Genomic DNA, 17174 nt, shown 5'->3' with positions numbered 1-17174 from the left:
ATGGTCGGTATCGGAGCGTCGGTGCGGGTGGGGGTCGTGGGGTGCGGGAACGTCAGTTCCCGCTACCTGGCCAACGTCGCCGGGGAACCGGCGGTCACCGTCGTCGCCTGCGCCGACGCCGACCCGGCGCGCGCGCGGGCGCTCGGCGCTGCCCACGCGGTGCCGGAGGTGCACCCGGTAGCCGACCTGTTGGCCCATCCGGAGATCGACCTGGTCCTCAACCTGACCCCACCCAGGGCGCACGCCGAGGTGACCCTGCGGGCCCTGGAGCACGGCAAGCACGTCTACACGGAGAAACCCCTGGCGACCACCATGGCCGACGGTCACCGGATCGTCGAGGCCGCCCGGGCGCGGTCGTTGCAGGTCGGCACCGCTCCGGACACCTTCCTGGGCGTCGGGGCGCAGACCTGCGCCGCACTGCTCGCCGAAGGCGCGATCGGCACCCCGACCTCGGTGAACGCCGCCATGATGAACGCCGGGCCGGAACGGTTCCACCCCGAGCCGGAGTTCCTCTACCAGGAGGGTGCCGGGCCCCTGTTCGACATCGGTCCGTACTACCTCACCGTCCTGACCGAACTCATGGGGTCCATCGTCCGGGTGGGGGCGCTGGGCGCGACCGCGCGTACCGAGCGGGTCGTGTTGGCCGGACCCCGCGCGGGGTCGACCTTCAGCGTGCAGACGCCCACCCACGTCAACAGCGTCCTGGAGTTCGCCAGCGGGGCCACGGGCATGCTGGTGACCAGCTTCGACGTCGTGGCGACGCGTACGCCGCACCTCGAGATCCACGGCACCGAGGGCACGATCGTCGCGGCGCAGGCCAACTCGTGGGGCGGCCCCGTGCTGCTCACGGCAGCGGGCAGCACCGACTTCGTCGAGGTGCTCCCCGGCCCACGCGACTCCGACGGATTCATGGGGATGGGCCTGGTCGAGATGGCCAGGGCCATCCTGGCGGGGCAGCCCGCGCTGGCCTCGGCGACACGGGGGCTCCACGTCCTCGAGGTGCTCACGGCCATCGCCGCCGCCGCCCGGGACGGCGGGGGTTTCACGACGATCAGTTCGAGGCTGGAGACCCACCACCAAACGTGACGTGGGTGTCGCCGAGTGAGGAGCGGGTGAGGGGTGCGGGGCGGCGCGGTCGTGGGTGGGAGGGGTGACGTCCGGTTGACTGGTGGAACGACGACGGGGAAGGGCCACCACCCATGACCGAGACGATCCGTACCGCCGCTCTGGCCGGGGCGACCCTGACGACCGGGCTGGTGGCGGGGCTGTTCTTCGCGTTCACCTGCGCGGTGATGCCGGGGCTGGCCGCCACCGACGACCGGACGCTGGTCGGCACCATGCAATCGATCAACCGGAAGATTCTCAACGGCTGGTTCCTGAGTGCCTTCCTCGGCGCGCTGCCACTGCTCGCCGCAGCCGTCGCCACCCATCTCACCCGGGGCGGGCCGGTCCTGCTCTGGACCGTCGCCGCGCTGGCCTGCCATCTGGTCACCTTCGGCGTCACCGTCGGCCTCAACGTGCCGCTCAACAACCGGCTGGAGGCCGCCGGTCCAGTGGACCGGGTCGCCGACCTGAGCGAGGTGCGGGCCTGGTTCGAGGCGACCTGGGTGCGCGGGAACATCGTCCGCACGATCTCCTCGGTGGCCGCGTTCGCCTGCCTGATCGCCGCCCTGCTGGCCGGGCGGGGCTGAGCGACGCCGCGCCGGGCCGCCGCCACGGCGGCTCGCGGGTCGGGCCCCGCAAGGGCGGCTCGCGGAGCACCCGGCCGACCGCGCGGCCGAGGCGGCAGGCATGGGCGGTCGGCGTCGGGGAATGGTGTCCGGATGAGGATGAGCAGCACCCCGGCCGTGGCGGCCTCCGGCGAGGAGACGGGCCCCGAAGGCGTACGGGAACCGGCCGGCGAGGTGCACGCCTGGCTGCCGGGGCAGAACCAGACCGTCTGCGGGCTGCCGCTCAGCCGGACCCGGCTGCGCCGCTTCCCGCACGTGCGGTTCGAGTACACCTCGACGGACGTGCTCACCGGGGCGGATCCGGTCGGCCGGATCTGCCCACGCTGTCTGGCCGCCTCCGCCGGCCGCCGCCGGGGCGGGCAGAAGAGCTGGGTCCGCCACTCGCCCCGCCCTTGACGGTCACAATCGCGACCTTGACCTCGACCGTCATTGGTGCGGACCTCAGATCGACCGGAGTCGGCTGTCCGCCGAGCAGCAGCAGGGTCCTTCTTCACTGCCGCTGGGCTTTCCCGCTCGGGTAGGACCGACATCCTGTCCGACAGGCCGGGGCGGTGGTGGTGGCGTCGTCTTCCTTGACAGGAGCGCCCGATTCACCGGTAGGTTCATGACGATGAGTTGGATCATGCGGTCGCTGGTGCAGAATGCTCAGCTGTATCCCCAGCGTGCCGCGCTGGTGGCGGAAGATGGGACGCTGACCTACAGCGCGCTCGTCCGGCGCGTGGCAGCCGCAGCGGGCGAGATGCAGCGTTGCGGAGTGCTCGATGGTGATATCACAGCCATCGCGCTCCGTCGTGGAACTCCCCAGATCATCACGGCGCTCGCGGCGATGTGGATCGGGGCACCGTTCGCGATCGTCGATGTTGACGAGGCGCCTGAACGTCGTCGAGCACAAATTCGCGCTTCCCTCGCGACGTGGCTCGTCGTAGAGGGGGAGGCGAATGCGGCGTACGCTGCCGAAGGCGTTCCGACGTTGCGCATCTCGACCGTCGAGGACACGGGCCCCGGCCCTGAGCTGGCCTCGCCCGACGTCGATGATGCCGCCTACATCGTCTTCACCTCCGGGACGACAGGTGCGCCCAAGTCGGTAGCTGTTCCGCACCGTGCCCTCAACAACTACTCGCAGTTCCTTTCCTCCGTGCTGGATCAGGTCAGATCGGTAGGCGCTCCGTTGTCGTGCGCCAGCGTGACCAGTTTTGCGACCGATCTGGGCCACACGGCGATCTTTCCGGCATTGGTCTCGGGCGACACGGTGCATCTCGTGGACAAGCCCACCATGATGGACCCGCTGGCATTCGGAAGCTACATGCGTGCGCACTCGGTTGACGTGCTCAAGTCGACGGCGTCGCACATTTCGGTGCATCTTGACCACGGTGCCCGCGATGTTCTCCCCCGCAAGCTCATGATCTTCGGTGGAGAGCCTCTGAGCTGGGATCTCGTCGACCAGGTGGCGCAGGATGGCACGTGCGAAGTGCTCAATCACTACGGCCCGTCCGAAACGACGATCGGGGTGCTGACCTACGCGGTCGATCCACGCCGAGAGGAGCATCGCTCGAGCGCTCACGTTCCGCTCGGAAAACCGATCGACGGAGTGTCGGTCGAAGTAGTGGGCGAGGACCTCCGCGCGGTGCGTCCGGGTGAAACAGGGGAACTCCTGGTCTGGGGAGAATGCGTGGCCCTGGGCTATCTGGGGTCACGGGACGCCACCCGTGCGCGCTTCGTGCCGCTCCCGTCGTGGCTCGGATCGTCTACCGCCGGCGCGCGACCCGCGATCGCATATCGAACCGGTGACACGGTTCGCCGGCTCGCCAGTGGCGACATCGAGTTTCTCGGGCGTAACGATCGCCAGGTCAAGATTCACGGTCAGCGAATCGAACTCGGCGAGGTCGAGGCCGCGCTGCGGCGATGCCCGGATGTGCGTAACGCCGTGGTCGTCCACGACAACGGCACAGGTCTCAGCGCGTACGTCATCCCGGCAGATCCGGCCAGCCCGCCGGATACGAAGTCGTTGCGGAGCCACCTTCGGGAAGAACTGCCGGTATCGGCGATACCGCGAGTCTTCACCGTGCTCGAGCATATTCCGCTGACGCTGAGTGGAAAGCTGGACGCGACCAGACTCGCGCTCGCGAGTGACCGAGTCAGTTCTGCGATACCGATCAGGCGCGGCGTCAACTAGGACGGCGTTCGGGTCGGTGTCCCGGTCGGCCGGGGGTGACGGTAGAGAGGGAAAGCATGAACGTACACGTCGTCGGAGCGTCGATGTTCCTTCCTGGGGGCGTGCGGAGCCGGGCGGATTTCGGCGCGGCACTGTTCGAGGACGAAGACCACGGTGACCGGGCCATCGCCTTCTCTGACGACGAACTCCGGACCGACTTCGCTCGGTTCCGGATCGCTCCACGTCAGGCCCGGGTCATGGATCCGCAGCACCTGCTGGTCCTGGACTGCGCCGAGCGCGCCCTGGAGGACGCCGGTATCCACCCGACGGACCTTGCGGGCAGCCAGACCGGCGTGTTCGTCGGGATGAGCGAATCGGACTTCGTGCACACACTCGACGTGGACAAGATCGCCGACAGGAACCGGTCGTATCTCGGTATCGGCAATGTCCGTGGGGCGGCCGCGGGCCGCGTCTCCTACACGTTCGACCTCCACGGCCCCAGCTGGCAGGTCGACACGACGTGCTCCTCCGGGCTCGTCGCCCTCCGCCACGGGATCATGGCGCTGGTCAGCGGCGACGCCGATCTCGCGCTCGTCATCGCGAGCCACCTGGTGCGAAGCGATTTCGGAAAGATGATCCGCGCGGTGACAGGGGCGCTCTCGGCGTCCAACAGTTGCCGGGCGTTCGACGCCAGGGCCGACGGATTCACCATTGGTGAGGGTGTCGTGGCTGTGGTTCTCGCGCCCGAGGGTTCCGGGGCGCGTTCGCTCGGGCGGGTGCACTGCGCGGTCAACCACGATGGCCGCACCGCGGGCCTGACCGTCCCGAATCTCAAAGCACAGCGCGACGTGCTCGAGCGCGCACTACGCATGAGCGGACTCGACGCCTCCGAGATCGACTACATCGAAGCGCACGGGACGGGGACTCCGCTCGGGGATCCCATCGAAGTCGCCGCACTCGCGGCGGCCTATCGCACTGCGGACCGCAAATCCCCGCTGCTCATCGGATCCAACAAGCCCCGATTCGGGCATCTTGAGTCGGCATCAGGGCTGCTGTCCCTGATGGTCGCGATCGAGGTCCTCGAGAATCAGCGTCCACCCGGCAGGACGGGCACGGGCCAACCCAGTGAGCTGATCCCCTGGGCAGAGCACAACATCCGGCCGGCATTCGGCGAGTTCGACCATCCTGACAAGATCGACAATGTGGGCGTCAGCGCGTTCGGTCTTTCCGGAACGAACGCTCACGCAATCGTCTCCCGGCCCAGGGGGACATCGGTCTGGAATTCGCTGTGAGGAGCCTGTCTCGCTCCGGCCACCAATTACGCGGCCTGCGGATGCCGGTCTACTGAGTGCGGGTGCCGAAGCGGCCGGGCGAGCACGTGTGTCGAGTGGGGTTGCGGGCGGGCGGGAATGGCCGGGCGGGAAGGGACTGGGCGACGATGCCGCCGTGTCTCCGACTGCCGGCATCGCCGTGGTGGAAGACGGAAAGTGCCGCTCACGTGCCGGCCTGTGATCGCCAGCCGCACGTCCGGCGGGCGGTCGTCGTCCCCCGACGACGATGCCGGGGCGATATCGTTCCGACATGCCGTAGGCGCGCTGGTTCTGCGCGTCGCTGCGTCTATAGGTGATGTCGCCAGAACTATAGATGGTGTTGCCAAATATATAGGTGATGCCGTCGGTCCTCTATCAGATCCTGCCCGTTGCAGTCAAGGAGCACAAAGTAGCGACAGGGGTCATCGGGTAGGCGGCTGAGGGCTGCCGCCGGTCATTCCGGCCGGTGACCAGCCATTTTGGCTAGGATACTCGGCCGATAACAGCTATCGCATCTTCACCGCCTTGTGCGGACATAGTTGGATGTCTTGTCCCGCACCGACTCCACACCGGACGTCAGAGTGCCGGGGAGGGTGCTGAGGGTTCGCTGGCATCAGCGGGCGAAGTGTTCCGTGGTGTGGGGGCGGGTGCTACCGTGAGCGCGATTCGCTGCGAGGGTGCACCGGGTGACTCAACAATCTCTGCGTGAGGCGGCCCATAAGGCGCCTTCGGCGGCTAACGCTTTCGTGCGTAGGCGACTGGAGGGGTTCGATTGCTGACTGAGGATGCCGTGGCTGGTCTTGTGGAGCAGTTGCTGGAGTTGGATCCGGGGTCGGTTGATCGTTCGGTGCCGTTGTTGGATCTGGGTGCTGATTCGTTGGTGTTGGTTGAGTTGTCGCGTGAGGTGAAGTCGCGGTTCGGGGTTGATGTTTCGGTTCAGCAGTTGCTTGAGGATGTGGTGACGGTTCGTGCTGTGGGGCGGTGGGTTTCGGAATCGGTGGTTCGGGGCGGCGGTGGCGTGGTGGTGTCGCAGCCGGTCGTGGTGAGTGGTGAGTCGGCGGTGGTGCCTGTTTCGGGGGGCGGCGCTGGCGACGTCGAGGGTGCGGTGGCTGGTCTTGTGGAGCAGTTGCTGGAGTTGGATCCGGGGTCGGTTGATCGTTCGGTGCCGTTGTTGGATCTGGGTGCTGATTCGTTGGTGTTGGTTGAGTTGTCGCGTGAGGTGAAGTCGCGGTTCGGGGTTGATGTTTCGGTTCAGCAGTTGCTTGAGGATGTGGTGACGGTTCGTGCTGTGGGGCGGTGGGTTTCGGAATCGGTGGTTCGGGGCGGCGGTGGCGTGGTGGTGTCGCAGCCGGTCGTGGTGAGTGGTGAGCCGTCGGCGACGCCTGCTGCCCGGGGTGGCGCCGGTGAGATCCAGGCGGCGCCGGCGGTGGAACGACCGGGGCACCAGCGGGACCGAGGCGCGACCTACGCCGCGGCCACCGTCGCTTCGCGTGCGCTCAGTCAGCGGAGCCAGGGGCACCTGTGCAACAACCGGAAGATCGCCCAGCGTGAGCACGAGGAGCGCGCGGCGTCCTATCCGATCTGGATCGACCGGTCGAGCGGCGCCCACGTGTGGGATGTCGACGGGCGGAAGCTGATCGACCTCACGATGGGTTACGGCGCTCACCTCTTCGGCCACAATCCCGACTTCGTCCGTGAGGCAGTCGAGCGGCAGATCGAGCGCGGGCTTCACATCGGCGCCGAGGTCGCGGAAACCGCGCAGGTGGCGCAGCTGCTCTGCGAGCTGACGCAGATGGACCGGGTGAACTTCTGTGTCACCGGAACCGAGGCGGTCTTCACCGCGATGCGCCTCGCCCGCGCCTACACGGGACGGTCACTCGTCGTTCTCCTGCAGGGCGCCTACCACGGTCACTCTGACTCCACCCTCTTCAGCCCGCGTCCGGGAAGGCGCCGCGACCACCTGGCGACCCCGTCGTTTCCCGGTGTGTCCCCGGGCGCCGCGGAAGATGTCCGCGTACTGCCCGTGAGCGAGCAGTACTTGACCGCCTTCATGGCCGCGCACGGCGAGGAGGTCGCCGCCGTGGTGATGGAGCCCCGGCTGAACCAGTCGCCGGGCGTCGATCTCGGCTCGCTCGCGCGAGCGGCGCGGAGCCTCACCGAGAAGGCGGGCGCCCTTCTCGTGTTCGACGAGGTCCTCACCGGGTTCCGGTTCCACGTCCGGGGCTTCCAGGAGATTTATGGCGTCCGTGCGGACCTCGCCACCTACGGGAAGACGCTCGCCGCCGGTCTGCCGATGGCCGCCGTGGCGGGCCGTGCCGACATCATGGACCTGATCGACGGGGGGCCCTGGACCGACGAGGTGCGCGCCGACCCGGACCGCCTGTCGTTCACCGGGGGGACCTACGCGAAGCACCCGCTGTCCGTGGCCGCGGCGGGGGCGGTGCTGCGGCAGCTCGCCCGGGAGGGGGACGGCGTACTCGCCGAACTCAACGCCGCGGGCGAAGACCTGCGTGAGGCGATCGCGCGAGTCCTGGAGGACTCCGGCGTCGGCGTCCGCGTGCTGGGGACCGGGTCCTTCTTCCGCTTCGTGCCTGCGGCCTCGACGAGCTTCGCGTACGGCGGAAAGGCGTTCCACGAGTTCCGGCGGATGATGATCGCCGAAGGCGTACTCGTACCGGAGACGGGGAACTGCTTCCTGTCGCCCGCCCACACGGCCGGTGTCCGCCGCGCCGTCCTCGATGCGGTCGCCGGCGCGACACAGCGGCTCGCCCGCGGCGGCGACGCTGAGGTCGCGCCTGAGAGCGGTCGGTCCCCGTCGGTGAGCCTCGCGCTGTTCGGCTTCGCGGCCAACGGCGAGAACGACATCTACTCGCGCCTGCTCGACCTGGTCGAAGTCGCGGAGGCCGAGGGTTTGGAGAACGTCTGGCTGCCCGAGCGTCACTTCGACGACTTCGCAGGGTTCTCGCCGAACCCGGCGGTGCTCGGCGCCATGGTCGCGATGCGCACCTCGCGGATCGGGATTCGGGCGGGCAGCAGTGTGCTGCCGCTCCACTCGGCGATGTCCGTGGCGGAGGACTGGGCGATGGTCGACGTCGCCTCCGGCGGGCGGGTCGGGCTCGGCGTGGCATCCGGCTGGATGAAGCGCGACTTCGTCCTCTCCGACGGGACCCACGCCGATCGCCGCGAGCTCTTCCGGACGCGTGTCGCGCAACTGGAGCGTCTCTGGCGCGGCGAAGCCCTCGCGATCGAAGGGGGGTCCGGCGAGCGTACGGAGGTCCGGCTGCACCCGCGCCCACTGAGCGAACTTCGACTATGGCAGGCGTGCGTCGGGTCGCCTGATTCGTTCTACGAGGCGGGCCGGGCGGGGCGCGGTGTGCTCACCAATCTGATCCAGCAGGACCTGGCCCAGCTCACCGGCAACCTCGAACGTTATCGGCAGGGACGGCGCGACGGTGGGCTCCCGCCGGACGGCGGAGACGTGACGGTCCTGCTCCACGCGGCGGTGTCCACGGACGAGGCGGCGGAGCAGCGGAACATGGAAGCGCTGGAGCGCTACATGTTCGCCACCTTCCGCAGCACGCACGACAACCCCGAACTGGTCTCGGTGGGCACCTGGGCGCCGCGTATGAAGGCGGCCGCGAGTCGGCTGCGCGACGGGCTGTCGCTCGTCGGCCCCGAGGAGGAGTGGTCGAAGCTGACCGCCGCGCTCGCCCGGCTCGGCGTGACCGACATCGCGTGTCTCGTCGACTTCCTGCCACCGGGGCAGGCGTGGAACGACACGATGCGAGCGCTCGGCCGGCTCAGCGAGCGGTTGGCGAGCACCACCACCGAAGTGGCGTCGACAGCGGAGCAGCCGACCGAACCGGCCGAGAAGATCGACGCGGTGCCGGGCGAGTCCGGTGGTGACCGTACGGAACCTCGGCCGGTGCACCAGCCCGATGCCGGGGTGGCCCACCGCGCGGATGAGGTGAAGCCCGTCGATTCGGCGGCGCGGGACCCGTTTCCCGTCTCGATCAGCCGAGCCGCCCGCGAGATCTGGGCCGCGTGTCAGATCAGCGCCGAGACGCGCGAGGCGTACGTCATCGACCGCACCTTCCTCATCTCCCCGGCAGTCGATCTCGACCGACTGCGGCGAGCCTATCTCGACACGATCGAGGCGCAGCCTGCCTATCGTCTACGCGTCAATACGGATGGCGTTGACGGGTGGGTGGAGCCGTTTGGCGAGGCGCATCGCCGGAGCTGGCAACTGATCGACGGGGTCGCGCAGTCCGTGGCAGACTTCGCTGCCGCCATCAGGGTGAGGTCGTCCGCCGAACCGCTCGACCCTGTCGCGCGTTGCGGCGTCCGGCTGACCTGCCAGCGCTCGGGCACCGGGGTGTTCGTCAACCTCCGCGCGTCGCATGTCGTCCTCGACGGGATGCGATTCGCCGAACTGCTCGACTCCGTCGCCGCGCGCTATCAGGGCAGGCCCGTCCAGGCGCTGGCGATCCCCCCGGTGGCGGAGTTCGACCGGGAGAGCAGGGAGCGGGACCGGGCGCACTGGACCCGGTGGGTGAACGCCCTGCCGGACGAGGCGTTCGAGACCGGGTTCGACGCGCGGACCCTCGACCGCCGTGGCTACCGGCTGTCGGGTCGCCTCGCCTCGGACCTGCGCGCGGGCCTCGCGTCGTACGCCCGCTCCGAGCGGTCGACGTCGTTCGCCGAGGCTCTCCGGGCGGCGGCGGAGATCATCGATGAGACGCTCGGACGTCACCACCTCTACGCGTTCCCTGCCAAGCCGTCGGTGGTGGAGTACGGCAGCTGTGCCGTGCTGGCGCCGTTCTGGCTGGGCCCGGTGGCCGGGGACGACCCGCGCCCCTCGGTCAAGGGCGCCGTCATGTCGGGGGTCGAACACGGCTCGCTCACCTTCCGTCAGGTGTTCAACGACGTCACCCGTCGCGTGCAGACGCCCACGGTGACGGTGTCGTGGGACAACCTCGAGGCGTTCGCACTGGGTGGCCACCAGGTCGACGAGGTGTCGATGCCCACCGACGTGGTCCGTTTCCCGCTCGCCGTGACCTTCACCCAGCGGCCCGGTGGCGACGTCGAACTGTCGATCGACGCGGCGCGGGCGTTCCTTCCGCAGGACCGGGGCGAACTGCTGCTCGCGCGGTTGATTCGCGGTCTCGAGGAGCGGTTCGTTCCGACGGCCGAGCCGGAAGCGGCCACGGCGGGCGACGAGCGGGGCCGCGAGGACGCTGGCGTGGACCGCGCGGAGCGGGTCTCGGCGCAGGCGCTCGCCCGGCTCGTCCGTGGCCTTGCCGCGCCCCTGGGGGACCCTGGCGCGGCCGAGGCGCGGCTCGATGGCCGAGTCCGTCCGCTCGACCTCGTCGTGACGAAGGCACGTGCGTCCGCGCGCGTCCTCGCGGAGGAGGAACCGGGGTCTCTCGACGCCGAGGCGGTGGTGATCGACATCGACACCGCGTTCGACGCCACCGTCGCGCTGCTGGTGACCGGCATGGTGGGTCTCGCGGGCCGGGTTCGTGAGGCGGGCGCGTCCGGTCGGCTCGTCATCGTGGGCACGGGCCGGTCGGGCGGAGGGTCCGATGGCGACCGCACCGTCTTCGCGCTGAGCCGCTGGGCGATGGTGGGCGCGGAGGAGGGGCTCGCACTCAGCCCGTCGTCGGCCGAGGACCTCGACGCGGCCCTGTCGCACGTGCTCCGCTCGGTGCGAGCTGACCAGGGGGCCGAGGTCATGGCGGCGCTCCGGGCGCTGGTCGACGAGTACGTGGGCGAGGTGGATCCGGACCACGACGGTGACGGCCGCCGGCCGGCCGGCGCGGAGATCCACGGTTACGTTCCCGAGCTGGTGCGGGGAATCTGGAAGCGCGTGCTCGACGGGTCCGTCGAGTTCGGGGACGAGGACGACTTCTTCGATCTGGGTGGCGACTCGGTCGACGCGATCCGGATCATGGCGATCCTGAATCAGGAGCTGCGCACCGAGCTGGATGTGGCGTTGATCTTCGACAATCCGACGGTCAGCCAGTTGAGCCGCACGGTTACCGCGCGCATCTGAGACAAGTCAGGCTGCTTCGATCGAGGGGTGAAGGAATGGCTCAGGAAGTCAGGACGACGTTCGGGGAACTCCGCCAGTTCGCTGCGTGGGTGGAGCCAGACGCGCGGATCGCGGCGCAGTACGGCTTCCAGGACAGGACGATTCCCGACAGCGCTCAGGCGATCGTGGGTTCCGATCTCGCCGTGTCCATGACGAACGGTCGTGGTCCGATCGTCAACGACGCCCGTGCGGACTGGGCGCTGTTCTGCCAGGAACGGTTCGGGCTCCGGTCCTCGCGCTGGCCGTCGTTCCGCCGTCACCCGCTCAGCGACAGCTTTCTCTGGCGATCGGTCGGCAGCGGCAAGCGGGTGCTCAGCGACGCCGAGGCCGAGGCGTACGACCGCGACGGCTACGTGATCGTCGAAGACGTGCTCAGCAAGGCGTTCCTGGAGGAAGTGGTCGCCGACCTCGACCGCTTCGAAGCGGAGCGCGTGACGGCCGCGAACGCCGCCGGCGGCAAGAACAACATCACGCAGGCCGGCAAGGTGTCGTTCAACGTCCAGCTCGCGCGTCATTCGGCACCGCTGCGCAAGCTCATCGCGCTGCCGCTCCTGCAGCACATGATGTACGACCTGATCGGGCCGAACGTCCGCCTGTACTGGGACCAGTCGGTCTACAAGAGCCCGAACTCCTGTCTGGCCTTCCCGTGGCACCAGGACACCGGTTACACGTACGTCGACCAGCCCGGAAAGATCGTCACCGCCTGGTTCGCGCTCACCGACGCGGACGAGGATTCGGGGTGCATGTGGGTGCTTCCCGGCAGTCACCGCGTGGGACCGCTCGTGCACGAGAAGGGCGAGTTCGGCAACCGGGTGTTCGCGGAGGACCCGTCCGGAATGATCCCGCTGCCGATGCGGGCCGGATCCATCATGGTCTTCGCGGGCCTGCTCCCGCACATGACCGGCGGCAACTTCCAGAACTGGACGCGCAAGGCGCTCGTCGTCGAGTACGCCCCGGACGGCATGAACCGGATCGCGATCGACCCGTGGGGCGACAAGGTCATCAGCCCGGCGAACAACCCGCACACGCAGTTCAACGTCCTGCGTGACGGGCGTCCGGTGGTCAGTCGGTAAAGATGCAGACCGAGCACCGCGTTATCGCCCAGCTTGCGGGTCAGCCCCTTGCCACGGTACGGACCGAGGGGACGCCGCAGAGCCTTTCGGAGGTCCTCGACCGGGCGGCGGAAGGCACGTCCACCGTCGGCACGATCGACTCCGACGGGACGCAGCGCGAAGAGACCTGGCGAGTCTTCCGGGACCGCGTACGGCTGATCGCCGGCGACGCCCGTCGCGGGGGCCTCGACCGCGGCTCCATCGTGGTCGTGGCCGCGACCGAACCGTCGGAGATCCTCGCGCTCTTCTGGAGCAGCGTCGTGGCGGGGGCCGAGCCGTTGCTGGTGCCGGCCGAGCTCCTCGACGATCGCGCGGGAGGGGGCGAGTGGTTGGCCGCGCTCGCCGAGCACGCGCCTGTCCGCGCACTCGTCCACGCCAGGGCCGCCCGATTCCGGGTCGTCTCCGAGGCGTTGAAGTGGGGAATCGACCCGATTCCGCTCGACCTGGACGAGCCGGGCGGGCACGACGGCGCCGATCCCGCTGCCGCCGAGGACGGTCCCCTGTCGCTGGTGCACTTCATGACCTCGGGGAGCACGGGCGCCGCGAAGGTGGTGCCGCAGCGGCACCGGGGCATCATCGACATGGCGCTCGGCGCCGTGGCCGTGAACGGGCTCGACTCCGCGACGGTCGGCTTCAACTGGATGCCGCTCTCGCATGTCGGCGGCATGCTCATGGCCCACGTCCGGGACGCCGTGATCGCGGCCAGGCACCTCTCCGTCGCGACCGAACGCATCCTCACGAATCCCGCGGAGTGGTTCCGGCTCGTGACCGAGCACCGCGTCAGCGCGGTGTGGTCGCCCAACTTCGCCTATCGGCTGCTGGCCAACGAGGCCGGGAACATCCCGGCCGACGCCTCCGTCGACCTCACGAGCATCCGGTTCTGTCTGAACGGCGGCGAGGCGGTCTCCGCCAGGGACTGCGCGCGCTTCGAGGACGCACTGGGCCGTCTGGGCCTGCCCAAGGGCACGATCGCACCGGCCTGGGGCATGGCGGAGACGTGCTCCGGGGTCCTGTACTCCCCGCACTACGACCCACTCGCGGACTCGTCTCCGACAGTCTCGGTCGGCTTTCCGCTTCCCGGGGTGGAGGTCCGGATCGTGGCGGCGGACGCCGCGGAGGACGGCCTCGGCGTGGGGCACCTGGAAGTTCGTGGTTCACCGGTGCTGGAGCGCTATCTGGTGGGCGGAGACCTCGCCATGGGTGCCGACGGCTGGTTCCGGACCGGCGACCTCGCCCGGATCGACGACAGCGGCGTGCACTTCGTCGGCAGGGACGGCACCAGGATCGTCGCGAACGGCGTGACCTGGAACTCCGCTGACCTTGAGGGCGAGGTCGAGCAGGTCGACGGCGTGGTGCCGGGAACCTGCGCGATCACCTCCTTCCGGGCGCCGAGTCTCGATCGTGATCAGATCGCCGTGTTCTGTGCCGTCGACGGCGACGCGTCGACGGTGCGCGGCGAAGTCAGACGGTGCGTGGAGACGATCATCGGCGTGCCCGTCGCGCACGTGGTCGACATTCCGCCGGGTGCGATCGAACGGACCAGCATCGGCAAGGTCCGCAAGGGAAGGCTCGTGCGGAGGTTCGTCAACCCCGACCCGCCGCGGCTGTGGGAGTTGGCGTGGGTTGCCCGGCCGGCCTCCTCGGAGGTGACACCGGCAGGAGCGCAGGGTCAGGTCCGCAAGCCGGTCGTCCTGCGCGGGCGCGGGTTGGTCCACTCGGCCATGGCCGGCTGCACACCGCGGCAGCTGCACGAGGTGCTCGAGCACTGGCGTCACATGGCTGAACCCGACCGGTTGCGGGGGCAGGACGTCGTGATCCTCGTCGAGGCGCGCGAGGGTGACGCTCGACGGCTACCCCGGTCGCATCCCGTGGCGGCGTTCCTCCGCGCGGTCGCGCACGGGGCGGGCGCGCGCTCCGTACGTACGGTCTGGGTGCATCCGCTCGTGCACGAGCAGGAACTCGACGACGTCCTGGCGCAGGAGCTGGCCTCGGCGGCGGGCGCGCGCCCGGCCGTCGCGGATCTGTTCGTAGGCCCTGGCGGTGACCTCTGGCGTCGTGTCCTCGCGCCGGTCTCCATCGGGGGCGACGTCCCGCCGGCGACCCATGCCGTGCTCCTCGGTGGCACCGGACGACTCGGCGAGGCGCTCGGCGCCGAACTGTCCGCTCGCGGCCTGCGCGTCACGCTCGTCGGCCACCGCGCCCGGCCGGGGAGCGCCCCGGCGGACGGGCTCGACCGGGTCTTCACCGACATCGGTTCGACCGCGGCGGTGGGCGACCTGCTGGAGAAGACCGGGTGGGCTCCCGCGGAGCGGACCCTGGTCGTCCACCTGGCGGGGGAGCCACGGCCCGCGCCGCAGGATGCGCTCGAGCGGCTTCTCGGTCCGAAGACCGACGGGGTCCGCACAGCCGTCGAGTTGGCGCACGCCCTGGATGCCCCGCTCGCGGTCGTCTCCTCCGTCAACGCGCACGTCGCGGGGACGGGTGTGGAGACCTATTCGGCGGCGTGCGCCGCGGCCGAGATGATCGCGGAGCAGGCCACCCGGATCCCCGTCACCGTCGTGTCGGTGACGTCGGTGCGCGAGGCACGGCAGACCGACGAGGCGAACGTGGCCGTGGCCGAGGCCCTGGGGCTCGACGAGATCAGCGTCCTGGACATCGCCTCCTGCCTACTGGCCCGGCCCTCCCGCTCCGTGCTGCTCGGGGTGCGCGAGGACGTCGCGTTCCTCCCGCAGCGGGACGGCGGCGCGCAACACTCGTCCACTTCCGACTCTTCGGATGTCGGGACGACGGACGAGACCGGGTGGTCGCCGACCGTCAAGGCGCTCGCGCTCGCGTTGCGCCCGCTCGTCGGCGCGGAAACGGTGCGCCCGCACGCCAGCTGGTTCGACCTGGGGTTGACGTCGGTCGACCTACCGAACCTCGCCCGCGCTCTCGCGGGCCGTACCGACCGGAAGATCGGAGTACTGGAGCTGATGCGGTTCCCGAGTCTCGCGGCACTCGCGGACCACATCGACGACAGCGGGAAGAGGAATGTCGGGTGAGCGGCGAGATCGCCATCGTCGGGTACGACGCATGTCTGCCTGCCGGACGTGAGCGTGTAGAGATCGACTCGTTCCTGCGGTCGGGAACGAGCGCCGTCGTGGATGTCTCCCGTGACGAGATGCTCGCCGCGGGAGTCGCCGAGTCGGACTTCGGCCGCGAAGGCTACGTCGCGCGGTCGGCCAGGGCGGCGTGGACGCCCGACACCGCACGCCACCTGGCTGGCCTGACCCCACATGAACTGACGATCACCGATCCGCAGCACCTGCTCTTCCTCGACTGCTGCATCGGGGCGCTGCACGACGCGGGGATGAGTCCCGACAGCGTTCGTGGCCGCGAGATCGGCGTGGTCGGCGGCATCGGCATGGGTCTGTACTCGGGCCAGTCGCTCGACTCGTACTTCACGACGCGGTTGCAGCGGGACCTCACCCTGCGGGACCAGCTCGCCTTCCCGGAGATCCTCATCGGCAACAGCAGTGACCACTGCGTCGGACGGGTCTCCTACCGGCTCGGGCTGATCGGTCCGAGCGTGAATGTCCAGACGGCCTGCTCGACGGCGCTCGCGGCGGTGGAGCACGCGGTGCTCCTGCTCCGCAGCGGCCGGGTCGACACCGTCCTCGCGGGCGCCGCGGCGTTGTACTTCCCCGATCGTCGGGGCTACCAGTGGGAGCGCGGCGGGATCCTGTCGCCGACCGGGGAGTGCCGGGCGTTCGACTCCCGGGCCGACGGCACCGTCGGCGGTAGCGGCGGGGGCGTCTTCGTGCTTCGGCGCCACGCCGACGCCGTCGCCGACGGCGACACGATCCACGGCGTGATCGAGGGAATCTTCTCCGCCAGCGACGGCGCGCAGCGTGCCAGTTATGCCGCGCCCGCGTTCGACGGTCAGGTACGGGTCATTCGTCGGGCGATGGACGACGCGTGCGTAGGACCGGACGACATCGCGTACGTCGAAGGGCACGGCACGGGAACGACGGTGGGCGACATCGTGGAACTCGGCGCCCTCCACGAGGTGTTCGGCACGCGCCGGGACGCCCTTCCCGTGGGATCGGTGAAGCCGGCGCTGGGTCACCTCGACACGGCTGCGGGCGTCGCGTCCCTCGTGAACGTCCTGCTCGGGCTGAAGCGCGGCTGGATGCCGCCGACGGTGCACTTCGAGGAACTGAACGCCGACGCGCGCGAATGGATCGCCCAGCCGTCGTTCCGTCCTGTTCCGCTCCGTACGGATGCCGCGCGAGTCGGCGTCAGCGGCTTCGGGGCGAGCGGCACGAGCGTGCACATGGTGCTCTCCGCTGGACGTGCCCGGCCGGGCGGGCCCGGGGACGGGCACGACGTGCCTGGCCGGGAGCGCCTGTCGATCGGCGTCGGCGGCGTCGCGGGCCGGGCGTCCGCGCCTGCCCCGCAGCGCGCGGCGGCCGAGGCCGAGGCGAGTGGAGTCGCCCGGCCGGAAGACGGGACGAGACCCCGCCCCGGGCGGGAGGAGATCGTCAGCGGGCTCGTGGAGGTGCTTCGGCAGCGCGGCGACTTCGCTCACCTCAACGACGACCAACTCATGGTGGTCGGGCTGCTCGACTTCGGGATCGACTCGGTCGACCTGCTCGCCGTCGTCAACCTCATCGGCAAGCGGTGGGGAGTGGTCCTGGACGTCCTGGACCTGCTCACGGCGGAGACCGTGGAGGCGATCGTGGACATGGTCGAGCAGGGACTGGACGAATGAGGGCTTCGGGACACCCACGGTGC

Annotated in this window: 9 protein-coding genes; all 9 read left to right on the top strand. The window is 69.7% G+C overall.

The genetic code is table 11. The annotated features are described in order from the left end of the window. The 9 genes from GA0070610_RS26355 to GA0070610_RS26315 all read left to right on the top strand — a co-directional run bounded on the left by GA0070610_RS26355 (nucleotide 1) and on the right by GA0070610_RS26315 (nucleotide 17151). A complete protein-coding gene (locus GA0070610_RS26355; protein ID WP_089002536.1) occupies nucleotides 1-1086 on the top strand; it encodes a Gfo/Idh/MocA family protein in 1086 nt (361 codons plus the stop codon). 113 nt (nucleotides 1087-1199) lie between these two features. Next, nucleotides 1200-1691: an anthrone oxygenase family protein gene (locus tag GA0070610_RS26350; protein ID WP_089002535.1), complete on the top strand. Its 492-nt coding sequence runs from the start codon at nucleotides 1200-1202 to the stop codon at nucleotides 1689-1691. A 138-nt stretch (nucleotides 1692-1829) separates the two neighbouring features. Next, nucleotides 1830-2126, top strand: a complete 297-nt coding sequence (locus GA0070610_RS26345; RefSeq protein ID WP_231925819.1) for a hypothetical protein — start codon at nucleotides 1830-1832, stop codon at nucleotides 2124-2126. 214 nt (nucleotides 2127-2340) lie between these two features. Further along, a complete protein-coding gene (locus GA0070610_RS26340; RefSeq protein WP_172896599.1) occupies nucleotides 2341-3903 on the top strand; it encodes an amino acid adenylation domain-containing protein in 1563 nt (520 codons plus the stop codon). Between the two features lie 56 nt (nucleotides 3904-3959). Further along, entirely contained in the window at nucleotides 3960-5174 is a 1215-nt protein-coding gene (locus tag GA0070610_RS26335; RefSeq protein ID WP_157747239.1) for a beta-ketoacyl [acyl carrier protein] synthase domain-containing protein, read from the top strand. Between the two features lie 790 nt (nucleotides 5175-5964). Then, nucleotides 5965-11247, top strand: a complete 5283-nt coding sequence (locus tag GA0070610_RS26330) for a MupA/Atu3671 family FMN-dependent luciferase-like monooxygenase (RefSeq protein ID WP_089002531.1) — start codon at nucleotides 5965-5967, stop codon at nucleotides 11245-11247. A 35-nt stretch (nucleotides 11248-11282) separates the two neighbouring features. Then, nucleotides 11283-12359: a phytanoyl-CoA dioxygenase family protein gene (locus GA0070610_RS26325; protein ID WP_089002530.1), complete on the top strand. Its 1077-nt coding sequence runs from the start codon at nucleotides 11283-11285 to the stop codon at nucleotides 12357-12359. A gap of 2 nt (nucleotides 12360-12361) precedes the next feature. Beyond that, the gene (locus GA0070610_RS26320) at nucleotides 12362-15439 is read left to right on the top strand and encodes an AMP-binding protein (protein WP_089002529.1); all 3078 of its coding nucleotides are present in this window, start codon (nucleotides 12362-12364) and stop codon (nucleotides 15437-15439) included. Then, the gene (locus GA0070610_RS26315) at nucleotides 15436-17151 is read left to right on the top strand and encodes a beta-ketoacyl synthase N-terminal-like domain-containing protein (RefSeq protein WP_089002528.1); all 1716 of its coding nucleotides are present in this window, start codon (nucleotides 15436-15438) and stop codon (nucleotides 17149-17151) included. The genes GA0070610_RS26320 and GA0070610_RS26315 overlap by 4 nt, the downstream gene beginning before the upstream one ends. Nucleotides 17152-17174: the final 23 nt, after the last annotated feature.

Origin of the sequence: Micromonospora echinofusca, from assembly GCF_900091445.1 — a bacterium.
Taxonomy (GTDB): Bacteria; Actinomycetota; Actinomycetes; order Mycobacteriales; family Micromonosporaceae; genus Micromonospora; species Micromonospora echinofusca.
Note: the sequence above shows the minus strand (reverse complement) of the source record. Positions and strands in the feature narration are given on the sequence as shown.

What these genes read in the sequence shown, in the direction of transcription:
- GA0070610_RS26355 (WP_089002536.1), top strand. Translation starts at nt 1, where the DNA reads ATGGTCGGTATCGGAGCGTCGGTGCGGGTGGGGGTCGTGGGGTGCGGG.
- GA0070610_RS26350 (WP_089002535.1), top strand. Translation starts at nt 1,200, where the DNA reads ATGACCGAGACGATCCGTACCGCCGCTCTGGCCGGGGCGACCCTGACG.
- GA0070610_RS26345 (WP_231925819.1), top strand. Translation starts at nt 1,830, where the DNA reads ATGAGCAGCACCCCGGCCGTGGCGGCCTCCGGCGAGGAGACGGGCCCC.
- GA0070610_RS26340 (WP_172896599.1), top strand. Translation starts at nt 2,341, where the DNA reads ATGAGTTGGATCATGCGGTCGCTGGTGCAGAATGCTCAGCTGTATCCC.
- GA0070610_RS26335 (WP_157747239.1), top strand. Translation starts at nt 3,960, where the DNA reads ATGAACGTACACGTCGTCGGAGCGTCGATGTTCCTTCCTGGGGGCGTG.
- GA0070610_RS26325 (WP_089002530.1), top strand. Translation starts at nt 11,283, where the DNA reads ATGGCTCAGGAAGTCAGGACGACGTTCGGGGAACTCCGCCAGTTCGCT.
- GA0070610_RS26320 (WP_089002529.1), top strand. Translation starts at nt 12,362, where the DNA reads ATGCAGACCGAGCACCGCGTTATCGCCCAGCTTGCGGGTCAGCCCCTT.